Here is a 20,593-nt window from a genome sequence, read left to right on the forward strand (position 1 = left end):
AAATATTTTAGAGCACATAGATAAAAATCAAAGATTTTTTTAAACTCATATGTTCTATATGTTTTCAAAGCATTCTTCTTTACCTTATTTTTCTAATGTGTTTAAATTTTAAATAAATAAACAGATTGTATGACACATAAGTCACAGAAGATTTTTTTGAGAGGCCGAAATATTTTAGAGCACATTAGATAAAAATCAAAGATTTTTTTAACTCATATGTTCTATGTGTTTTCAAAACATTCTTCTCTATCTTATTTTTCTAATGTGTTTAAATTTTAAACCAATGAATAAACAGATTTATACAGATCAGCATACGAAAATAAATCCGCTAAATCTGCAAGCGAAAAAAATCCCGCAGATGAAGATGAAAATAAAATTTAAGTTCAATTCCTACACCTCTCTTTCAGCAAGATTTTTAATTACTTCTAATCCCTGTGTAAAGCCTGTATTGATGTGATCCTGCCATTCTTTCTCGGTCTGCACCTCAACATGCAGCTTGGTTTTTCCACCAAAATCGATTAAAATATACTTTTCAAAACAGCCGCTCCACTGTTTTACCTGCATGCTTTCGGTATCTTCATTTCCTTCTTTGTCCACCATTCCCAGGTGCTTGAATATAATCTGATCAGGTTCCTCCATACTGTCAATAGTAGAGACCATTCCTTCTCCTTCTGCATTTACAAAATAGGTTTTCCCTCCCACTTTCCAGTCGGATTTCATGACAGATCCCGGACTGAAAAACTGTGTCCATTCGCTGTAAGTATTTTCATTCCACAAAACGTCCCAAACTTTTTGTTTGGGAGCATTAATGATCATTTCGTACGATAAAGTTTCCATTGTTGAATTGATTTAAAGTTGGTTTTCAGAAAGATGTTTTACGTTCGTCAGAGCATTCGGAAATTTTTCTTCAAAGAACGACCTGAACTCTTCTGATGTATTAATTTCTACATGCAAATGAGTGATGTTTTCATTTTCAGTAAGCACATATTTCTCTGTAGCGTCGCCCCAGTCACGAGGCGTTTCAATTCCTTCATAAATTTCTCCCAAATGAAGAAATGTTATCTCTTCATTAGGAATAAGCGTTTTAATTTCACTGTACATTCCGTTATTTTTGGCATCAAGAAATTTTATAATGCTTCCATCTTCTAAATTTCCCTGATAAAAAGATCCTTCCGTAAAAGCTGAAGTCCACTGTCTGAAAGAAAAGTCATCCCAGAGGACACTCCAAACCTTTATTGCCTCTGCATTGATCTCAATATCAAAATTCAATTTTTCCATAATTTATATAAAACTAGCTGTTAATCTGTGTAAATATTATCCGCCTACAAAGTCTCCTCCATTGATATGGATAATTTCTCCGGTAATAAAACTTGAATCCTGTGACGCCAGAAATACGTAGGCCGGAGCCACTTCAGAAGGCTGTCCTGCCCTTTTCATCGGATTGTCTTTTCCGAAATCTGAAACATCATCAAAAGTTTCTTTTACCAAAGGTGTCCAGATCGGGCCCGGAGCTACTCCATTAACCAAAATATTTTTTTCAGCGATGTTCGTGGCCAGAGAGCGTATAAATGTAGCGATGGCTCCTTTTGTGGATGAATAATCGATCAAATGATCACTGCCGCGGTAGGCTGTCACAGAGGTTGTGCATATAATGCGGGAACCGCTGTCCATCAATTGTAAAGCATCCCGGGTGAAAGAAATCATCGAGATGATATTGGTATTAAAAGTCTCCTGAATCTGTTCATCAGAAATATTTTCAATATCATCTTTAGGAAACTGTATTCCTGCGTTATTGACCAGGATATCCAGGGATTTCCATTCTTTTTTGATCTGCTGAAGGCATTTTTTCCGGAAATCTTTCTTTGAGATATCTCCTTTGAGCAAAAGACATTTCTGACCTTCTTTTTCTACCAGTCTTTGGGTCTCTTTAGCATCGTCATCACTTTCTTTATAAATGATGGCAACCTCAGCACCTTCACGGGCGTAATGTACCGCCACTGCCTGACCGATACCACTGTCACCTCCTGAGATCAAAGCTTTTTTACCTGAAAGCTTTTCACTGCCTTTGTAATTTTCACGAATAATTTCGGGATACAATCCTTCCTGAGGAACTTTAGATTTAGAATCTGACTTGTTCTGTGTTTTCATAAGCAAATCTTTTTCTCTAATTATCATCAAACAGCAAGCCGAAGCTGAAAAAATATGGTATATGATAAAAGGACGAATTATATTTAAAAAACTTTAACACCTATTAAGAATGGTAAGCCTTTTCCAGATCTTCTATAATAATTTTCTGCATCCTCATCATCGCCTGAACGACTTTCTGTGCTTTCATTGGATCGGGATCACTCATCAGCTGGATTAATCTTTTAGGAACAATCTGCCAGCTGAATCCGAACTGATCTTTCAGCCAGCCGCACATGCTTTCTCTCCCTCCATTGGAAGTTAAGGTATTCCAATAATGGTCGGTCTGCTCCTGATCATCGGTCATCACCACCATCGATATGGCTTCATTAAAATCAAACTGGTGGTCATAAGAATTATCCATGCAGAAGAAGCTGTAGTTATCAATCACAAAATGGGCATGCTGAATGTGGTCAGCATCTTCTGTGGCAGGATGCCCTTCGCTTCCGTCTCCGTATTTCAGGATATTCCCAATTCTGGAATTCGGGAAGGTGTTGGTATAAAGTTCCATTGCCTGCATTGCTTTTCCGTTGTTTTCATGGATAAACATGAGTGTGGGAATAATTTTCTGTTCTGTCTGGTTTTCTCCCAGAAATATCTGCCACGTGACATCATATTTGTCCTTAAGCCAACCGTATTTTTTGCTCCAGGAATAAGAATCCAACGGCATTAGAGCCATTCCGCCGTCCATGAGTTCATTCCAGTATTTATCGACTTCCTCTTCTGTTTCGCAAATGACCATGAAAGAAACGGAAGCGTTTTTTTTGAACTGAGGTCCGCCATTCAGCAGCATCATTTTTTGCCCGAAAAGTTCTATATTCATCACAACAGGGGTATCTGCCGTGATGTTTCCGTTAAATACTTTACAGTAAAATTCTGCGGATTCTTTAGCATTTTCATCATACCAGAGGCATGGAAAGATATTGTTGTTCATCGTTTTAAATTTAAATGATAATAATTATAGTTCTATTTGTTGTGCATTTCTTTTAACGCAATGGCGCAAAGAATTTTTTTTTAAATCATCATGTTGATTTCCGGGCGCAAAGGCTGAACTCCGTTCGTAAACCTACGGTTTATATTCAGCAAATGATAGATGCTTAACATTTAATGCATTCTAAAGTATAAAAACCTGTGCTTTTTCTCTTTAACGCAAAAGACGCAAGGATTTTATTTGATATCTAAACAGTTGATTTTTCGTTCGCAAGGGTACTTCGGCAGGCTCAGCATAAACTAATCACTCAGCAAATGATAGTGGAACCATAGTTTTGCAAAGATTACCTGAATGTCATTAGGGATACGGGCCCTCATTATTTTTAAAATACATATCGTTTTCCATCATATACAATTTAAGCTTCTGTAATGCGCTTTTATTGACATTGCACATCTGTAGGATTTCTTCTTCAGAATAATCTGAAAGCTTTTCCAGGGAATCAATTTTTTCTTTTTCAAGAGCTCTTCTGGCCGGCAGAGGAATGATGCCCTGCAAAAAGCTTCCCTTCGCAGCATGACTCACTGCACAAACGGAGTGAAGGCATTTTGCCATTATTACCAGATTGATCATGACGGAAAGATGTTATTTAATGGTTCTCGACATATTTATGGAAATTATTGAGAATCGCGTACCAGCCATCCCGTTGCATTTCCACAGGATTTTGCTTTTCAGGATCGAAAATCTCTGTCACCTTTGTGGTGTTTTCGTCTATTTTCTCAAAGATGACCTGCACTTTTCTATGATCTTCCGTATGATAGATAATGCTTCTTTCGGGAATTATTTCATCATAAATTCCAACAAAATCAAATCCGAAGCTGCCGTCTTTCGCCTGCATTCTCGTTTTAAATTTACCGCCTTGCTTTAAATCTACTTCAGCAGACGGGCATTCCCAGGTATCACTGGCAAAATTCCATTGGGTAATATGTTCGGGACCGTTGAAATAGTCCCACACCTTTTGAACGGGTGCCAATATTGTAATATCAATGCTGATAGGTTCCATATAAATGTTATTTGGTGTTACAAAAGGACAGCGTTCTGCCATCTTTTACTTCCTAAAGATAAACTATTTTGTGTATTCTTCATTATAATTCACCATCCAATGGATACCATATTTATCCTGAAAACTTCCGAAATAATCGCCCCAAAACTGATCTTCGATCGGCATTTCTATATTTCCACCTTCAGAAAGTCCTTTAAAAAGCCGGTCTGCCTCTTCCCTGGAATCCGGAAAAATGGAAACATAATTATTATTTCCCACCGTAAGGGTCTGCCCAAAACTCGGAACGATATCGGAAGCCATCAGAAGATCGTTGCCAATGGGGAGCGCTATATGCATTACCCTGTTTTTCTCATCTTCCGATAAGTTTTCGGTTCCGGGAGCATTTCCCATTCTGTAGATTTCCCCGACAAACTCGCCGCCGAAAACAGATTTGTAAAAATTGAAAGCTTCTTCCGCTTTTCCGTCAAAGTTTAAATAAGAATTTAATTTAGCCATGATTTTTATTTTTAATTATTATTTTATGATCCAAGATTTTATTTCATATATAGAAGGTTGCCTGTCAACCTACCCACCATCGTACGGTCAACACCTCGACTATCGTGCGGTATCGACACCCACACTCGAGCGAAGGACACCATGACACTCGGGCGGAGGACACACCACCTTTCGGGCGAAGGACACACTTTCCTTCGTACGAAAGACAAGATGGCTTTCACCCGATGCCTTTTTCAACCGGACTGTTTAATATTTCAGATCTTTATCAAAATCGTATTTCATTCCTTCATAACCGAGGATTCTGCGCATGAGTCCGATTTGTCCGCACAGGTAATCTTCACGGCCGATGCACATTCCGACAAAATTGAGAACCGTTTCCTGAAAGAAATCGATATTCATTCCCATTGGAAAAGCTTTGTCTAAATCTTCATCCGATGCTTGTAAAAGTTTATGATAAACAAGTGGTGAAATCTTGTGGAAAGCATCTTTCAGCTGTTGTAAAGAGGGATATTTAAAACTTTCATCCAATGCTTTTCCCTGAAAGAAAAAATCTTTGAATTCGAATTCTTCCTCAAGTCCGAGAATATGGCCTAAAGCATACCGCATATCAAGAAAATTCCCGGCCATCCAGATGATATGATTGGTTCTGTCTTCAATTCTTTTTAAAGCATCTTCCTCTGAAATTCCATCAAGCAGCATCAGAAAACTTTGACTGTGACCACGAAATGCAGGAATAATGATATCAAGTTTATTTGATTTTGGGGTATCCATAATTTTTAGAATTTAAATTGGAATTAAAGTTATGAAGGGATCTGGGTAGGGTCTGCAAAGATGGCATTCCAGCCATGACCATTGATATCCCAGAAGGAATTCTGATACATCCAGCCGTGATCCTGGGCCTCTTCGTGCTGTGTCGCGCCGTTGGCTACCGCGGCGTTTACTACCTGGTCAACTTCTTCTCGGCTGTCTAAACCAATAGCTACCAAAACTTGCGTCGTATCGCCTTTTGGGACTGGCCTTTCAGAAAAGGTTTCGAAAAAATCTTCGGTGAGAAACATGACAGAAATATTGTCACTCAGGATAATACAAACTGTTCTTTCATCAGAAATCTGTTCATTCACAGAAAATCCCAGATTCATCCAGAATTCTTTTGTCTTCTGAATATCTTTCACCGGAAGATTGACATAGATTTGATTGACTTTCATTTTGTAATTTTTTAATGTTAAGCTTTTAACCAAAATTACCGAGTTACAATGAAAGTCAACTTGCCATAAGACAAGATTTAAATTTTCCTGGGATGCGAGACAAGCTCTTTACGGATGCGGCTTAATGAAGTATCTGTAATGCCCAGATAGGAAGCAATCTGCTTCAGCGGTGCAAATTGAATGACGTAAGGTTTCTGCTCCAAAAGATTAAGATAACGTTTGGTAGCGGAAAGGGTAAACATTTCTACTGAACGCTGTTTTCCGATAAAAAGCTGCTGAGACATCCACGCCCTTCCCCATTCCCTGAGATTCGGGATTTTGTGAAACAGTTCCTGAAAAGTGTCGAAATTCATCTTCCAACATTCGCAGTCGGTAATGCAGACAATATTTTCCTGTGAAGGAATTCGCTGAAACAGGGATGATACTTCAATGATGATTTCATTGTCTACGAAAAAATTGGTGGTCACCTCATTTCCGTTAAAGTCATTGACAAATGACCGGGCAAGACCCTTTTCAAGGATATAATATTCATTGGCCGTTTTTTCTTCTTTGAGAATAAAATCACCTTTATGAAAAGTAATCTTCTCATGAGCATTAAAAATTTCCTGAAGCTCTTCAGGTAAGAAAAACGGGAATTCATAGCAAATTTCCAGGGCTTTACTGATCATCAGACAATGTTTTTATTGGTTTTAAAAATAGAATTTTTATGGGAACTGGTGAAGAGAATTTTTATATTTTGTTGAAACAGTTATAGAGTTCCTTTAATAATGGCTTTTATAATGAGATCCTTCGGCAGGCTCAGGATGACAGCGCTCATACTAACGTGAGATTGGAACTTTTTTCAACTGGTTTAATATAACACGATGGGAAATAATTAATAATTTAGCGTTATGAAACAGACATTTAGATTTAATTCACTTTCAGAATTTCATGCGTTCTGTAATCTTCCCAACCCGGAACATCCCTTGATCAGCCTTATTGATTACAGCAAGGTAAAATATCCTGTCAATGACACAGAACTCAAGTGGATCCAGAATTTCTATTCGGTCGGCCTGAAAAGGAATGTCAATGCCAAATTCAATTATGGCCAGCAGGAATATGATTTTGATTCGGGGGTACTTTGCTTTGTTTCGCCGCTTCAGTTTCTGAGCCTTGAAATGAAACCTGATGTGGAAGTGGAACCAACGGGATATCTGTTGCTCATTCACCCTGATTTCCTTTGGGGAACTTCGCTGATCAAGAAAATAAAATCGTACGAGTTTTTCAGTTACCAGATCAATGAAGCGCTTTTTCTCTCGGATAAGGAAGAAAAAATTATCGTTGATCTTTTTAAAAATATTGAAAAAGAGTACCAGAATAATACGGATAAATTCACCCAAGAACTGATTGTCGCCCAGCTCGAGCTGTTCCTGATCTACGCCGAACGCTTTTATGAGCGGCAGTTCTTCACCCGCAAGAAATCCAGCCACGAATTGCTGGAGAAGTTTGAGGATGTTCTTTCACAGCACTTCAATAACGGAAACCTGCTGGAAAAAGGGATTCCTTCCGTAAAATTCATCGCGGAACAACTGAATATTTCACCCAATTATCTGGGAAGCTTACTACGCATTCACACGCAACAAAACACACAGCAGCACATCCAGAATAAGCTGATCGATCTCGCTAAAGAACGTCTGAGCACAACCAATCTTTCCGTAAGTGAAATTGCTTATGAGCTTGGTTTTGAGCATCCGCAGTCTTTCAGTAAGCTGTTTAAGCAGAAGGTGAAGCAGTCGCCGGGGGAGTTTAGGAGGGCGTTTAATTGAGATATGTAAGTATCTTATTTAAAGATTTATTTGTACTTTTGATTTAAATATATCAGTCATGGATATTCAAACAAGAAAATTAAACCTCATCACTTATCTTGCTCAATTGCAGGACGAGAGTTTCTTTGAGAAAATCGAAGAATATATTTTATCTAAAGTGGAAAAGGAAGATCATTCTGAATTTGTTCCTTTTACTGTTGAGGAATTAATTAACCGTATAGAAAGATCCGAAGTTGATTTCAAAAACGGAAGATTCAAAAGTCAGGATGATTTAGAAAATTTATCTGCTAATTGGTAATCCATGAAAATTATATGGACAAATTTTGCTATTGAAAATCTAAAGATTATTTTCGAATACTATGCTGATAAAGCGAATAAAAAAGTTGCACATAAAATCAGAAAACAGATTTTAAATTCAACAAGACAGTTAATTCAAAATCCCGAATCCGGGCAAATTGAATTATATCTTGAAAAACTAAATCAGCAACATCGTTATATTTTGAGTAAGAATTTTAAAATTATTTATAAAATTGAGACTAACCATATCATAATCAATGATATCTTTGATACGAGACAGAATCCAATTAAAATGATCGATAATAAACGAAATATTAAATAAAAAAGAGAAGCCAAAAACTTCTCTTTTTCTATATCCTTTATCCAAACTTCTTCTTCCTTAACCAGAAGAACAATCCTCCTAAAAGTCCGATGATTGCTAATGGCAAAAGCAAATTAAACCATTGCCAGTTGCTTTTCTCTTCGGTAATTCTTTGACGGTCAAGAAGTCTTTCTTCGATGTTTCGGTTTCTCAGCTCCATCAGATTGCTGTCGTCCAGAAGATAGTCGAGTGCGTTTCTCAGGAACTGTTCGTTTCCAAACTGTTCGTTGGTCAGCAGATCTACCCCTAAAGGAAGCGGCTCACCTTTCAGCACTTTGTTTCTTCCTACGTCTCCGTCGGCGATGACGATCATTTTATTTTCAGGACTTGAAGTTTTAAAATTCGGGTACGATTTTCTTTCAATTCTTGAGGCATAGGCAGAATTAAATTTTCCTTCCAAAGCCACAGCGTAAATTTTCGGAGTGCTTGGCTTTTCCATCTGTCCAAGACTGTCGACACTGGAAATCTCCTTTAAATCTACATAATTCGGAACCTGCTTCAGCAACGTTCTTTCACTCGACTCAAAAAGAACATTGGTTTTAATATTTTTTCTTCCGCCCAACGTATCAATGGAAGTCGGGAATTCAAACTTTACCGGATTAATATTTTTGGTAATCGGATTGTTATTTTCAGCAATTCCCAACGGGAAATATGGCCACGGAAGGCTGGTGTACTGAGGATTTCCGCTTACTTCTCCTGTAACTAATCTCAACAAGGCAAACTTCTTTACATCCTTCACCAGAGACGGATTGATCCTGATTCCATAATTAAAGAAAAAATCAGTCATATTGATGTCTACCGGGAAAGGCATTACTTTTTTGGACCTCATCAGCGTATCCATTTCTGCGTTTACGGCGTCGATCATCCACAATGTTTTTCCGCCATTCATGATGTACTGGTCAAGAATCACTTTTTCCCCGTCGGTAAAAGCTTTTCTTGGTTTGGCAATCACCAAAGCGCTCATCTGTTTCAGCATCGGGACATCAGCAAGCGTAAGCTCCGTCTGATTTTTAGGAATAATAGGTCCGGCATCATAACTTTCGGTTGCCAATTGCATAAATCCCTCAAATTCCCTTGGATTCAATTCATCCTGATTGACCAAAATTCCGATTTTCTTTCTTTTGCTTGCCGCAATATTTTTAATGTTTGAAACAAGATTGTATTCTAAATTTTCAATTGATTTCGTTAACTGCTGATCGGCATCAATTCCCGTTTGCTGCACTACCAATGGGATAGAAACTCCTCTTTTATCGTACTTCACCACCGCATAAGGGAAAAGCATGATCTGTGAAACTTTTCCGTCTTTGATATCCGGAAGCACGGAAGGCTGCATTCCCATCGCCATCAGGGTATCCTGCGACATTTTGGTTTTGATAGGGTCGATGAATTTAAAATCAATCTTTGGATTTATTTTCCTGAATTCCTCGAGCATGAATTTTGTTTCGCTCTGAAGCTGCTTGAAGCTTGCGGGAAAATCACCTTCCAGATAAACGTCTACGGTTAAAGGTTTATGGACAGATTCCAACACTTTAACTGTATTTTCGGAAAGGGTGTATCTTTTTTCTTTGGTTAAATCCAATCTGATTCCTGAAACAGCAAGAATAATGACCAAAGGCAATATGATGAAAAGTAAAATTCCTAACGGAGACTTAATTGATATCTTCTTCATAATTCTACTTTTTTTTATTTATAAAATGATTGGACAAAACTAATGTAACACCAATAATGAAAGCAAAATAAGCAACATCTTTAAAATCGATAAGCCCTCTTGTAAAGCCTAAAAAATGCTGGTAAAAACCTATATTCTGCAGGATGAAATCTGCACCTCCCAACAGTTTATAGCTTGCCAGCTGCTCAATTCCAAAATACATGATGAAACACATGAAAACGCCCAACAGATAAGCCATAATCTGGTTTTGTGAAAGCGAAGAAGCCAAAATTCCTACACCGGAAAATGCTGCAATTAAAATGATTAATCCGATGTAACTTCCGAAGGTCATTCCCAGATCAATGTTGCCTTCAGGCACTCCTAAAACATAGACGGTGTACAGGTAAATCAACGAAGGAATCAAACATAATATCCCGACAATCCATACCGAAAGGAATTTTCCGAATACCAGATCCGAAACTTTCAAAGGTTGGGAAAACAGCCAGTTCAACGTTCCCGTTTGTTGCTCTTCCGCAAAAGTCTTCATAGAAAGCGCCGGAATAATGAACATCAACAGCCAGGGCACCAAAACGAAATAGCTCTGTAAAGAAGCCATCCCGATCTCAAAGATATTGGAATCGTTGTCGAAAAAAAACAGAAACAGCGTCGCGATCAGACTGAAAGCCGCAATGATCACCCATGCGCTCCAGTTTCCGAAGTAACTCCAAAGTTCCTTTTTTAAAATTGCAATCATAGTTTTATTTAGGGTTTAAGTAATAGGTGTTAGGAATTAGGTGTGGAAAAATTCACAACCGATCATTCACAATTCACCATTATCTCATTTTTTCTTTTTCTTATTAACCAATTTCACGGTCATCATAATCAGAAATACCAGAACGAAAAATCCGGAAATTAATTGCCACCAGTATTCAATGACCTGGGATTTCAAAATCACGGTGAATACCACGAGGAATAAAATAAAAGTTGCGATTTCGTTTGCCTGCCTTAATTTGATATTGGCCGTTTCAAGCGCATTTCCGTTTAATTCTTTTAACTTTAAAACTTTCTTCCAGCACCAATAATGGTAAATCGCTAATCCTACTAAGAAAGTTAATTTTAAATGAAACCAAGGGGTTTTCATCAGTCCCATGTTCAGGAAAATCATGATTAATCCGCATACCGTCATGATTACACCGGCAGGAACGGTAATGATATTCCAAAGTCTTCTTGCCATGAAAGTATATTGCTCCCTTAAGATTTTCTTTTTATCCTCAGCAAATTCATCGGTGTCTTTATAGTACACAAAAATTCTTACGAGATAAAAAATCCCGGCAAAATAACTCACCATGAAGATGATATGCAGTGCTTTTATAATTGTATAAAGCATTTGAAAAATTTGTTTGCAAAGATAAGTTATTTCACAAAAAAAGAAGGTTTATTATAAAAAAATGACGGTAAAATAAGATAATTAAAGGGATACTAAAAATGAAGAAGTTTCAGGCTTCTAAAATTTAAAAATAAACTAAATATTTTAGAATAAAATTCACCTGATCATGGAAATGCTGTCTGTTTTCTGTCCCTGATTATAAATTTTGATATAAAGGAGTTTTCCCGTGTCATTATAATATTTCCAGGGTCCGTAATAAAACCAATGACTTTCATTTTCAGAAACATCTATTTTAGACTGGCCTTTTTCCATAATTTTTCCATTCGGAAAATATCTTTTGGTTCTGGTAGTTCCTTTTCTGATAACATCTTTCTGATATTTTCGACCATTTAATGTCATTTTCCACACGCCTACTTTTTCTCCCATTCTATATTTTCCGGTAGCGTGCAATATTCCTTCATCAGAGGAATATTCTTCTTTCCATTTGCCGTCTCTCTTGCTCACTTTCTTTTCATCTTTAACATATTGATTGATCTTTGTTTTGCAGGAAACCAAGATTAAAAAGATCAGTAAAATGGATAATTTTTGCATAAAAAAACAGAATTTCTGTAAAGATAAGAAATCCTGTTTTATATTCTACAAACGTAGAGCTTATTTATTTTTAAGAAATTACATTTAATTCTTTTCCTACTTTTTCGAATGCTGCAATAGCTTTGTCTAAATGTTCTCTTGTATGCGCTGCAGAAAGCTGTACTCTGATTCTTGCTTTTCCTTTCGGTACAACCGGATAGAAGAATCCTATTACGTATATTCCTTCATCCATCAGTTTTTCTGCCATTTTCTGAGCTAAAGGCGCATCATACAACATTACCGGAACAATCGCAGCGTCACCATCAGGAATATCAAAACCTTTAGCTTTCATTTCCGTTCTGAAATATTCTGCATTTTCCATGACTTTATCCCGAAGAGAAGTATCTTCAGAGATCATATCCAAAACTTTCAAAGCCGCCCCGACAATTCCAGGAGCCAAAGAATTTGAAAATAAATAAGGTCTTGAACGCTGTCTCAACATATCGATAATCTCTTTCTTACCAGAAGTAAATCCGCCTAAAGCACCACCCAAAGCCTTTCCAAGCGTAGAAGTAATAATATCTACTCTACCCATCACTTCGTTGGCTTCATGTGTTCCCCGGCCTGTTTTTCCGATGAAACCCGTTGCGTGAGAATCGTCAACCATTACCAACGCATCATATTTATCCGCCAGAGCGCAAACACCTTTCAGGTCTGCAACAATTCCGTCCATAGAGAATACACCATCCGTTACAATGATTTTGAAACGGTGATTTTTTTCAGAAGCTGCAATTAACTGCGCTTCCAGATCTTCCATATTGTTATTTTTATAACGGTATCTTGCTGCTTTACAAAGACGTACTCCATCGATAATTGAAGCGTGGTTCAGTTCATCAGAGATGATTGCGTCCTCTTCCGTAAATAATGGTTCGAAAACACCACCATTGGCATCGAAACAGGCAGCATACAAGATTGTATCTTCAAGACCTAAAAAATCAGCAATTTTCTTTTCCAATTGCTTGTGAATATCCTGAGTTCCGCAGATAAAACGAACTGAAGACATACCGTATCCGTGGGATTCTATCATATCCTGAGAAGCTTTCATCACTTCCGGATTATTGGATAATCCCAGATAATTGTTGGCACAGAAGTTCAGCAACTTTTTTCCATTCGCTTCTATTTCTGCGCTTTGCTGAGAAGTAATAATTCTTTCTCTTTTGTAAAGTCCGTCGTTTTCAATATTTTGCAGTTCGTTCTGTAGATTTTCAAGATACTTTTTAGAGATCATTTCTAATTATTTTTAAGATTCGCTAATTTAATAAAAAAAGCCGTTTCGCAATGATGAAACGGCTGTGTAATTTGTAATGCTCAAATGCTTAGGATGTAACTTTTACTTTTTAATGAATTTTTTGGTAAATTCAGATGTATCCGTTTTTACTTTAATTAAATAATTACCCGTCGCTAAATCGGCAATATTTATTCTTTTATCAGGATTTAAAAGAGTTCTTACGAGACTTCCTTTACTATCAAAAACTAAAGCGGAAATAATTTTTTTATCAGTTTCAATATTCAATACCTCGGTTGCCGGATTTGGGGAAATAGTGATATTTTCTTTTTTGGAAACTTCATTCGTAGCAAGCGAACTGAGATTGGCAACAAGAATATTATCAACCTTAAATCCTGTTCCGAAATCATCATAAACAAAGTCAATCGTGTGGGCATTTTTATAGGTACCCAACGCTCCGCTGTACACCTGGGTTCCGTTCACCCAATACTGTAATATATTGGTAGATTTTTTAATTCCAATTTTAATATTGTACCATTGATTAGGATTTAGTACAGGACCATCAACAAGTGTAGTGGCAGTTCTATAACTCATTGTACCGGTTTCATAATCAATTTTTAATCTTGCGGTGTAATAATAATCTACATTGTCATTATAGACCGCAATTTCATAATCTGAGCCATCCAAGCCGTCAAATCTGTAATCAAATGAGATTTCTACATCATCTCCCGTTACAAGACTTGAAATATTCTTTTCAATACCACACAAATCCAAAACATCTCCTTCACTTAACATCGTAAATGAATTTACTCCATCTGTAGCATTGGAAGCAGCCACTGTAGGATTAGCAACAGGAATACCTCCCCACGTTGTCCAGCCCTGCTGCCCACCAAGATTTCCAACAGTATAACCTTCCGATGCTTCAAATGAAATTTTTGAAGTTTGTGCACTGACCGACAGTACACTCAATGACATAAATGTCCCTAGAGAAAATAGAATTTTTTTCATAATAATGTAATTAGCAATGAACAAGTTATGAAAAATTAATTTAAAACCCTATATAAATGTTAAACTTTTTAACAAAAATTTAGAAAAACAAGAAAAACCTTCAGGGATTCTGAAGGTTTAAATTATTATATTTTAAAAGAACTATTTCTTTAAAAACTTCACATTCTTATCATTAATCTTAAAAATGTAAGTTCCAGGAACCAACTCTGAAATACTGATTGCTTTTTCCGGCTGATAAGTTCCTTTTCTCACCAACTTTCCATCTATAAAATAGATCGTAAAATCTGTCGGTTTATCAATACCTTTTACATGTATTTCATTTTTGGCGGGATTCGGATACAAAGCAAATTCTTCTTTATTAAAATCACTCGTTCCTAATGTATTATCCTGAGTAACTGTAGAATTTTTTTCAACAATCTGGTAATCGTAATTAAACTCAACACTTGCTACCGGAAAGCTTACTGTTTGGGTAAAGTACTGATTGTTTGAGGTGTTGTTTAATGCAAAATAAGCAACTTGGCCAGCAGTTCCGTTTACTTTTATTGGTAAAGGCAATTCAAAAAAGCTTACTGTTGGGCTGCTTTGAGTTTGAGAAGCTTTAAAAGTCAATGTATTTCCGGTTTGTTTCCACCGGATGTTGTACGTCGGATATCCCTGCCCATAAATCCAGTCATTGAAAAACCCTGTAAAATCTTGTCCTGTAGAAGTCAATAAAGAAGCATTAAAATCCTGGGTTCTCACATAATTATATGCCAGCGCAGGCCTTGAGTGATATTCTTTAATAGCCTGATAAAAAGCGGTATCTCCTAAAATCCATTTCAGCATTCGCAGAACATATGCTCCTTTTGAGTAAGAAAGTCTTCCACTAAATATGATCCCCACATTTGTTAAATTAGAATCATCTACATACACACTTCCGGCTGGAGAACTGGTAATAAAATCTTTCTGTCCTAAAAGATAATTCCTGAACTCACTATTCGTCATTAAAAGTTTTTCATTGGCAACATGTTCTCCGAAAGTGGCAAAACCTTCATTGAGCCAGATATCATTCCACGCACCGCAGGTTACTTTATCACCAAACCACTGATGGGCCAGTTCGTGTGCGATCAGCCCTCTCCCCCACGAACCTAATGATGACATCGTCTGGTGCTCCATTCCGCCACCGGCCTGAAATTCCATGTGGCCGTATTTTTCATTCCGGAAAGGATAAGGTCCAAAATAAGTTTCGAAGGTATTCATTACCGTTTTGGTCCATTCGATATTACTCATACTGGTTGTGTTTGAAGCGGTTGAAGGGAAAACATAATTCACAAAAGGAAAAGGTGGATTTCCCATGGTGTCGTTCAGTTTTACAAAATTGGTCACTGAAAGAGCGATGAGATAAGCAGCCGTAGGATATTGTGTTCTCCAGAATGTACGTTTCTGTCCGTTACCAAGCAGTGTTTCAGACATTAGCTTTCCATTAGAAGCCACATTATACTGAGATGGTGTCGTAACTTTTATATCAAATCTTTCAATTTTATCATTTAAACTCTGCTTGGTTGGAAACCAGTCCTGCGCCCCGTAAGGTTCGCTCAAGGTTGATAAAACAGCTGTTCCGCTTTGGGTTCCGTTAAAAAATGCATTATTTGCTGAAGTAGGCTGCCCTGAATAATTGATGGTAAGGGAATCTAATACATTAGCAGGAATAGCAGATGCAAAATCAATCTTAACTTCTTTGGTACTCAGCTGCTGAAAATTAAGATTACTACCATGATAAACGACCTGCGAAACCGTCATCTCATCATCCAGATCAAAATAGATGCTGTTCATGCTCTGAGTAGGCTTGAAATGTGAAGTTACAGATCCGGAAATATTGTAAACAGCAGGATCTATGGAAACATCCATCCTCTGATATTGCAGATCGTAGTTAAGTGTGTTCGGATTGGTATTTCCGACGGCCATTTTATTAGCAAAAGACTTCATTTCTTTTGCGATCAGACCTTTTCTTTCAATATTGTTTTGAGCATACGCATGATGTGCAGCAATTAAGCACAATAGCAAAAAATAAAATTTTCTCATATACTACAGAAATTGTATCAAAGATATAAAAAAACCTTTCAATCATTGATCAAAAGGTTTTTATCTTAATTAAATTTTAATAATTCTATAAATCTAATGCAGGTTCAAGAATTTTCTCCATTCTCTTCTTAACCATATCGACCGATCCTGCGTAATTGTTGACCATTAAAGAGAAAACCAAAGTTTTTCCCGTATTTGTTTTCATATATCCTGCTAAAGTTTTAACCTTATTTAAAGTTCCTGTTTTAGCAAAAACCTGTCCGTTTCCAAGACCGTTGAACATTCTTTTCAGGGTTCCTGATTGACCTCCAACCGGTAAAGAATTCAGATAGGTTTTATAATACTTTTCATCCATTAATGATGTTAAAAATTTAGCCTGAGCAATCGGCGTTACATTATTGCTTCTTGAAAGTCCGCTTCCGTCGATATAATTTAACCCGATCATATCAAAACCTTCATTCTTAAGGTGTTCTGTTACGACTTTTCGTCCAGATTCAGTTGTCTGATCGCCTAAACTCTGAAATCCTACTGTCTTTAAAAGTGCTTCGGCCAAACCATTGTCACTATGTTGATTGGTATAATAAATAATATCGCTTAAAGTAGGAGATTTGTAGGTTGAAATCAACTTTCTGCTTTCAGGATTGGCATCTGTCATTTTAGGGGTGACTTTTCCGGTAACAGGAATTCCGCTTTTCACCAATGTTGTTCTGAAGGTATTGGCAAGATAAGCCGGAGCGTCGGGTAACTTTGTAGTTAAAATAGGATCTCCTTCGTATTTATCGGCATATACCATCTGATGGTTGTAAGGAGAAACGTAGAAAAATTTCTTTTCTGTAGAGAAATTGGTTGATTTTTTAACGATCAGTTTTTCGTTTGCAGGGTTGATCTCGCGTGTTGTACCAACAGGAAGATAGTAATTATTGTTTTCCAGCCAAACAACATTTTCCGGAAGCTTCGAAATATTGCCTTTGAAAAGCGCTGTCTGGATGATAATATCACCATTTACCTTTTTGATTCCTTCACGAGAAAGACCTTCTTTAAAATCTGAAACAATATCTCTGTACGTCCATGCACCACCTTTATTGGTTCCTAAAGATGGGTCGCCACTTCCTACGATATAGAGATTTCCGTTCAGAACTCCATTTTCATCAATACTTCCTGAGTATTCCAGCTGCGTATTCCAACGGTAATTTTCACCCAGCATGCTCATTGCTGTTTCTGTGGTTAATAATTTTGTTGTGGAAGCAGGAACTAAAGGAGTATTTTCGTTATACGAAGAGATTACTTTCTTCGTTTTCGGGTCGTACACTACGAATCCCCAGGTTGCATTTTTCAGCACCGGATCGGTCATCATTGTGTTTACATTAATATCTACAAGTTCTTTGGCCGACAAAACTGTTTTCTCTACCATTGAAGTAATGGGAGAAGGTAAGTTTAAGCTGCTGCTCTGATTTTCGTAAGCCTGAGAATATAGAACTGTAGAAACGGTAGACTGGGCAAGAAAAAATCCTGAGGCCAGCACCGCAACACCTGAAATATACTTTCTGAAATTTACCATCTATTTTTTCATTTTGCTATAGTTTGGATCGCTTGCCAGTCAATTGGTTAAATTGAAAATGAAACTCCAAACATATAATCAACGACCAAATGTAGAAAATATTGCTAAAAGTAGGCGCCGTGCCCTCTTATAAAACCCTATAAAATTTGTTAAAATATGTTAAAAATCAACAAAAACTTCTTTTTTAATGCTTTGGTATGCAGTAATTTCGTCAAATTCTTTCAAACTTGTTAAAACCAGTTTTTTATATTCTTCATACTTTTTGCCACGTGGAAGCTTAAGCATAATCTGAAACTGATAGAGATTGTTAAGTTTTGCGATCTGTGCTTTTTCAGGACCCAAAACGCAGTCTTCAGGAAGATACTTTCTGAGGATAGAGCCCAAAAACTGCGAAGCTCTGTTCGCTTTATCCTCTTTTCTATGCTTCAGCTCTATCATAATAAGCTTTGTAAACGGTGGATAGTGAAATTTCTGACGTTCGGTTAAAATGTATTTATAAATCTTTGCCGGATTATTTATTTTAATTAATTGAAAAACAGAATGATCAGGATTAAAAGTCTGAATAACAATTTTTCCTTTCCCCGAGACTCTTCCTGCTCTACCGGAAACCTGTGTAATGAGTTGATATGCACGCTCCTCCGCCCTGAAGTCCTGAACATACAATAAAGAATCTGCCTTGGGAATGGCTACCAGCTCAATATGATTAAAATCCAGTCCTTTGGAAATCATCTGAGTTCCTACGACAATATCAGTTTCACGATCTTCTATTTTCTCATACAGTCTTTCGTAGGCAAATTTCTTCCTCATCGAATCGACATCCATCCGATCGACTTCATGATCCGGAAATAATTTTGAAACCTCTTCATGGATCTGTTCTACGCCTACGCCACGCTCATTCAGGTTTTCCGAATAGCATTTCGGGCAGGTTTTCGGTTTGGAAGCTCTCTGGCCGCAATAATGGCATTTCATTTCATTAGCAGCTTTATGATACGTCATCACGACATCACAATTGGAGCAATAATTCACATATCCGCAGGTCTCACATTCCACTACATTGGCATAACCACGGCGGTTGTGAAGGACAATTATCTGATTTTTCTCTTCTAAAACTTTCTTAATTTCATCAATTACCTGTAAAGAAAAATTCCCGGAAACTTTTTTGGAATCCTGGGCTTCCTTAAAATTGATCAGTTCATATTCCGGAAGATTGACATTCCCGAAACGTTCTTCAAGAAAAACATAAGCCATTTTATCTTTCCTAGCGTTGTAGTAGCTTTCAACGGAAGGAGTTGCAGAGCCTAGAATGACGTTCGCACCATAGAAATTTCCCAACACCAAAGCCGCATCTTTGGCATTAAAATAAGGTGAAACTTCACGCGGCCTGTACGCTGAATCGTGTTCTTCATCCACAACGATCAGTCCCAGATTCTGAAAAGGTAAAAATAAAGCATTTCTGGTTCCTACAAGAATGCTGATATCATTTTGTCTGATTCTCCTCCAAACTTCAACCCTTTCAAAATCAGTCAATTTCTGATGATAAAAACCAAGTTTTCGTCCGTATTTCTTTTCTAATCTTTGGGTAATCTGTTTCGTCAAAGAAATTTCAGGAAGCAGAAACAATACATTTTTCCCTTCACTAATGCATTCTTCTATTTTATCTAAATAAATATGGGTCTTGCCTGAAGAAGTGACTCCATGAAGCAGCACATTCCTCCCTTCTTCAAAGGCTTCATCAATCTCCTGTTTTGCCGCTTTCTGGGCTTCGGAAAGTTCTTCGATTTCTTCAATTTCCCCTTCATAGCTTTCAAGCCGGTCTTTCTGAACATAATATTCTTCAACAAGATTCTTATCCGCCAACGCTTTAAAATGAGAACTTCCAAAATAACCGTCTTCAAAAAGTTCTGATTTTTTAATGAGAACATCCGGATTTTCGGTTTGTAATTCAAGAATATGAAGGAAGAGTTCTTTCTGTTTTTTAGCTCTGCTTAGTTGTAGAAGAATTTCAGTTAAATGCTGATTCTTCAAAACCTCATCATTAATTTTAACGTAAGCTACTTCTTTTGCCTTATATTTTTCCGCAATTTTTTCATCAATCTCGATGTATTGAAGATCAATCAGTGAATTAATAGTTTTGATGATATCTTTTTTCGGGATAAAAGCTTCAATATCTGTTAAATTAATCAGCTGTCGTACTTCTAATGCCTGGATAAGATACATTTCATTGACGTCCAGAATTTCAAAATCAACCGTAATATTGGGTTTCAACTTTAGATAGGTTTCACTTTCCAGCTTTAAGGAAGACGGAAACGCAAAACGATAAATTTCCCCAAGCCCGCACAAATAATATTCTGAAAGCCAGTTCCAGAACCTGATTTGCCCTTCCGGAACGATCGGCTTATCATCCAGAATACTGATGACTTCTTTTGCTACAAAATTTTCGGGAGCCAGGTCATGAAGCTCGAAAACAATTCCCGTATAAATTTTCTTTCCTCCAAACGGAACCAGCACCCGCATTCCCACTTCGATCTGAGGAATGAGATCTTCAGGAACTTTGTATGTAAAAGATCCTTTTAAATTTAATGGTAAAACAATTTGGGCGTAATTCAAGGGAAATATTTAAAATGTAAAATTAATTTTTTCTTTTGTGAACTGCAATTTTTTATCAGATCATTGTGATGAATGATGTGATTAAGCAAAGTTTTTTAACGCAGAGAAACGCAAAGATTTTGTTATTTTTT

Annotated in this window: 22 protein-coding genes; 3 read left to right on the plus strand and 19 right to left on the minus strand. The window is 37.1% G+C overall.

Annotation, left to right across the window (positions count from 1 at the left end):
• Positions 1–390 precede the first annotated feature (390 nt).
• The 10 genes from AC3WV0_RS05395 to AC3WV0_RS05440 form a co-directional block, all read right to left on the minus strand.
• Positions 391–837, minus strand: coding sequence for an SRPBCC family protein (locus tag AC3WV0_RS05395; RefSeq protein ID WP_488844635.1), 447 nt, complete (start codon positions 835–837; stop codon positions 391–393).
• 12 nt (positions 838–849) lie between these two features.
• On the minus strand, positions 850–1,278 hold the full coding sequence (locus AC3WV0_RS05400; RefSeq protein ID WP_488844637.1) for an SRPBCC family protein: 429 nt from the start codon (positions 1,276–1,278) through the stop codon (positions 850–852).
• Between the two features lie 36 nt (positions 1,279–1,314).
• Complete coding sequence (locus tag AC3WV0_RS05405; protein WP_488844638.1) at positions 1,315–2,148, minus strand: SDR family oxidoreductase; 834 nt, start codon at positions 2,146–2,148, stop codon at positions 1,315–1,317.
• Positions 2,149–2,251: 103 nt separating this feature from the next.
• On the minus strand, positions 2,252–3,118 hold the full coding sequence (locus AC3WV0_RS05410) for a VOC family protein (protein WP_488844640.1): 867 nt from the start codon (positions 3,116–3,118) through the stop codon (positions 2,252–2,254).
• 354 nt (positions 3,119–3,472) lie between these two features.
• Positions 3,473–3,745 (minus strand): helix-hairpin-helix domain-containing protein, encoded by a 273-nt coding sequence (locus AC3WV0_RS05415; protein WP_488844642.1) that lies wholly within the window; start codon positions 3,743–3,745, stop codon positions 3,473–3,475.
• Between the two features lie 16 nt (positions 3,746–3,761).
• Complete coding sequence (locus AC3WV0_RS05420; protein ID WP_488844710.1) at positions 3,762–4,175, minus strand: SRPBCC family protein; 414 nt, start codon at positions 4,173–4,175, stop codon at positions 3,762–3,764.
• 63 nt (positions 4,176–4,238) lie between these two features.
• Positions 4,239–4,670, minus strand: coding sequence for a VOC family protein (locus AC3WV0_RS05425; RefSeq protein ID WP_090002259.1), 432 nt, complete (start codon positions 4,668–4,670; stop codon positions 4,239–4,241).
• A 246-nt stretch (positions 4,671–4,916) separates the two neighbouring features.
• Complete coding sequence (locus tag AC3WV0_RS05430; RefSeq protein WP_488844644.1) at positions 4,917–5,441, minus strand: DinB family protein; 525 nt, start codon at positions 5,439–5,441, stop codon at positions 4,917–4,919.
• A 29-nt stretch (positions 5,442–5,470) separates the two neighbouring features.
• The gene (locus AC3WV0_RS05435) at positions 5,471–5,875 is read right to left on the minus strand and encodes a VOC family protein (RefSeq protein ID WP_488844646.1); all 405 of its coding nucleotides are present in this window, start codon (positions 5,873–5,875) and stop codon (positions 5,471–5,473) included.
• Between the two features lie 77 nt (positions 5,876–5,952).
• Entirely contained in the window at positions 5,953–6,543 is a 591-nt protein-coding gene (locus AC3WV0_RS05440; protein WP_488844648.1) for a Crp/Fnr family transcriptional regulator, read from the minus strand.
• A 222-nt stretch (positions 6,544–6,765) separates the two neighbouring features.
• On the opposite strand from AC3WV0_RS05440, the gene AC3WV0_RS05445 reads away from it, so the two are divergent.
• From AC3WV0_RS05445 to AC3WV0_RS05455, 3 genes are read left to right on the plus strand one after another with little or no spacing between them, the layout of a single operon-like run.
• Positions 6,766–7,680: a helix-turn-helix domain-containing protein gene (locus AC3WV0_RS05445; RefSeq protein ID WP_488844650.1), complete on the plus strand. Its 915-nt coding sequence runs from the start codon at positions 6,766–6,768 to the stop codon at positions 7,678–7,680.
• A gap of 58 nt (positions 7,681–7,738) precedes the next feature.
• A complete protein-coding gene (locus AC3WV0_RS05450; protein WP_488844652.1) occupies positions 7,739–7,978 on the plus strand; it encodes a hypothetical protein in 240 nt (79 codons plus the stop codon).
• 3 nt (positions 7,979–7,981) lie between these two features.
• The gene (locus AC3WV0_RS05455) at positions 7,982–8,299 is read left to right on the plus strand and encodes a type II toxin-antitoxin system RelE/ParE family toxin (RefSeq protein ID WP_488844654.1); all 318 of its coding nucleotides are present in this window, start codon (positions 7,982–7,984) and stop codon (positions 8,297–8,299) included.
• Between the two features lie 37 nt (positions 8,300–8,336).
• On the opposite strand, the gene gldG is transcribed toward AC3WV0_RS05455, so the two are convergent.
• From gldG to priA, 9 genes are all read right to left on the minus strand, one after another.
• Positions 8,337–10,007: a gliding motility-associated ABC transporter substrate-binding protein GldG gene (gene gldG, locus AC3WV0_RS05460; RefSeq protein WP_488844656.1), complete on the minus strand. Its 1,671-nt coding sequence runs from the start codon at positions 10,005–10,007 to the stop codon at positions 8,337–8,339.
• Between the two features lie 4 nt (positions 10,008–10,011).
• Positions 10,012–10,740 carry an ABC transporter permease gene (locus tag AC3WV0_RS05465; RefSeq protein WP_488844658.1) on the minus strand — a complete coding sequence of 243 codons (729 nt, stop codon included), beginning with the start codon at positions 10,738–10,740 and terminating at the stop codon, positions 10,012–10,014.
• An 84-nt stretch (positions 10,741–10,824) separates the two neighbouring features.
• Positions 10,825–11,373, minus strand: a complete 549-nt coding sequence (locus AC3WV0_RS05470; RefSeq protein ID WP_488844660.1) for a CopD family protein — start codon at positions 11,371–11,373, stop codon at positions 10,825–10,827.
• A gap of 156 nt (positions 11,374–11,529) precedes the next feature.
• Entirely contained in the window at positions 11,530–11,964 is a 435-nt protein-coding gene (locus tag AC3WV0_RS05475; RefSeq protein WP_488844662.1) for a toxin-antitoxin system YwqK family antitoxin, read from the minus strand.
• Positions 11,965–12,034: 70 nt separating this feature from the next.
• Positions 12,035–13,231, minus strand: coding sequence for a glycine C-acetyltransferase (gene kbl / locus AC3WV0_RS05480; protein ID WP_488844664.1), 1,197 nt, complete (start codon positions 13,229–13,231; stop codon positions 12,035–12,037).
• A 102-nt stretch (positions 13,232–13,333) separates the two neighbouring features.
• Positions 13,334–14,236, minus strand: coding sequence for a T9SS type A sorting domain-containing protein (locus tag AC3WV0_RS05485; RefSeq protein WP_488844666.1), 903 nt, complete (start codon positions 14,234–14,236; stop codon positions 13,334–13,336).
• A gap of 141 nt (positions 14,237–14,377) precedes the next feature.
• Complete coding sequence (locus tag AC3WV0_RS05490; RefSeq protein WP_488844668.1) at positions 14,378–16,297, minus strand: M1 family metallopeptidase; 1,920 nt, start codon at positions 16,295–16,297, stop codon at positions 14,378–14,380.
• Positions 16,298–16,382: 85 nt separating this feature from the next.
• Positions 16,383–17,855: a D-alanyl-D-alanine carboxypeptidase/D-alanyl-D-alanine endopeptidase gene (gene dacB, locus AC3WV0_RS05495; RefSeq protein WP_488844670.1), complete on the minus strand. Its 1,473-nt coding sequence runs from the start codon at positions 17,853–17,855 to the stop codon at positions 16,383–16,385.
• A gap of 159 nt (positions 17,856–18,014) precedes the next feature.
• On the minus strand, positions 18,015–20,462 hold the full coding sequence (gene priA / locus AC3WV0_RS05500; protein WP_488844672.1) for a replication restart helicase PriA: 2,448 nt from the start codon (positions 20,460–20,462) through the stop codon (positions 18,015–18,017).
• Positions 20,463–20,593: the final 131 nt, after the last annotated feature.

It is taken from the genome of Chryseobacterium sp. 27AL, assembly GCF_057815395.1.

What these genes read in the sequence shown, in the direction of transcription:
- AC3WV0_RS05485 (WP_488844666.1), bottom strand. Translation starts at nt 14,236, where the DNA reads ATGAAAAAAATTCTATTTTCTCTAGGGACATTTATGTCATTGAGTGTA.
- AC3WV0_RS05415 (WP_488844642.1), bottom strand. Translation starts at nt 3,745, where the DNA reads ATGATCAATCTGGTAATAATGGCAAAATGCCTTCACTCCGTTTGTGCA.
- AC3WV0_RS05470 (WP_488844660.1), bottom strand. Translation starts at nt 11,373, where the DNA reads ATGCTTTATACAATTATAAAAGCACTGCATATCATCTTCATGGTGAGT.
- AC3WV0_RS05435 (WP_488844646.1), bottom strand. Translation starts at nt 5,875, where the DNA reads ATGAAAGTCAATCAAATCTATGTCAATCTTCCGGTGAAAGATATTCAG.
- kbl (WP_488844664.1), bottom strand. Translation starts at nt 13,231, where the DNA reads ATGATCTCTAAAAAGTATCTTGAAAATCTACAGAACGAACTGCAAAAT.
- AC3WV0_RS05425 (WP_090002259.1), bottom strand. Translation starts at nt 4,670, where the DNA reads ATGGCTAAATTAAATTCTTATTTAAACTTTGACGGAAAAGCGGAAGAA.
- AC3WV0_RS05450 (WP_488844652.1), top strand. Translation starts at nt 7,739, where the DNA reads ATGGATATTCAAACAAGAAAATTAAACCTCATCACTTATCTTGCTCAA.
- AC3WV0_RS05445 (WP_488844650.1), top strand. Translation starts at nt 6,766, where the DNA reads ATGAAACAGACATTTAGATTTAATTCACTTTCAGAATTTCATGCGTTC.
- AC3WV0_RS05400 (WP_488844637.1), bottom strand. Translation starts at nt 1,278, where the DNA reads ATGGAAAAATTGAATTTTGATATTGAGATCAATGCAGAGGCAATAAAG.
- AC3WV0_RS05455 (WP_488844654.1), top strand. Translation starts at nt 7,982, where the DNA reads ATGAAAATTATATGGACAAATTTTGCTATTGAAAATCTAAAGATTATT.
- AC3WV0_RS05440 (WP_488844648.1), bottom strand. Translation starts at nt 6,543, where the DNA reads ATGATCAGTAAAGCCCTGGAAATTTGCTATGAATTCCCGTTTTTCTTA.
- AC3WV0_RS05475 (WP_488844662.1), bottom strand. Translation starts at nt 11,964, where the DNA reads ATGCAAAAATTATCCATTTTACTGATCTTTTTAATCTTGGTTTCCTGC.
- AC3WV0_RS05395 (WP_488844635.1), bottom strand. Translation starts at nt 837, where the DNA reads ATGGAAACTTTATCGTACGAAATGATCATTAATGCTCCCAAACAAAAA.
- AC3WV0_RS05405 (WP_488844638.1), bottom strand. Translation starts at nt 2,148, where the DNA reads ATGAAAACACAGAACAAGTCAGATTCTAAATCTAAAGTTCCTCAGGAA.
- AC3WV0_RS05410 (WP_488844640.1), bottom strand. Translation starts at nt 3,118, where the DNA reads ATGAACAACAATATCTTTCCATGCCTCTGGTATGATGAAAATGCTAAA.
- AC3WV0_RS05420 (WP_488844710.1), bottom strand. Translation starts at nt 4,175, where the DNA reads ATGGAACCTATCAGCATTGATATTACAATATTGGCACCCGTTCAAAAG.
- AC3WV0_RS05430 (WP_488844644.1), bottom strand. Translation starts at nt 5,441, where the DNA reads ATGGATACCCCAAAATCAAATAAACTTGATATCATTATTCCTGCATTT.
- AC3WV0_RS05465 (WP_488844658.1), bottom strand. Translation starts at nt 10,740, where the DNA reads ATGATTGCAATTTTAAAAAAGGAACTTTGGAGTTACTTCGGAAACTGG.
- dacB (WP_488844670.1), bottom strand. Translation starts at nt 17,855, where the DNA reads ATGGTAAATTTCAGAAAGTATATTTCAGGTGTTGCGGTGCTGGCCTCA.
- AC3WV0_RS05490 (WP_488844668.1), bottom strand. Translation starts at nt 16,297, where the DNA reads ATGAGAAAATTTTATTTTTTGCTATTGTGCTTAATTGCTGCACATCAT.
- gldG (WP_488844656.1), bottom strand. Translation starts at nt 10,007, where the DNA reads ATGAAGAAGATATCAATTAAGTCTCCGTTAGGAATTTTACTTTTCATC.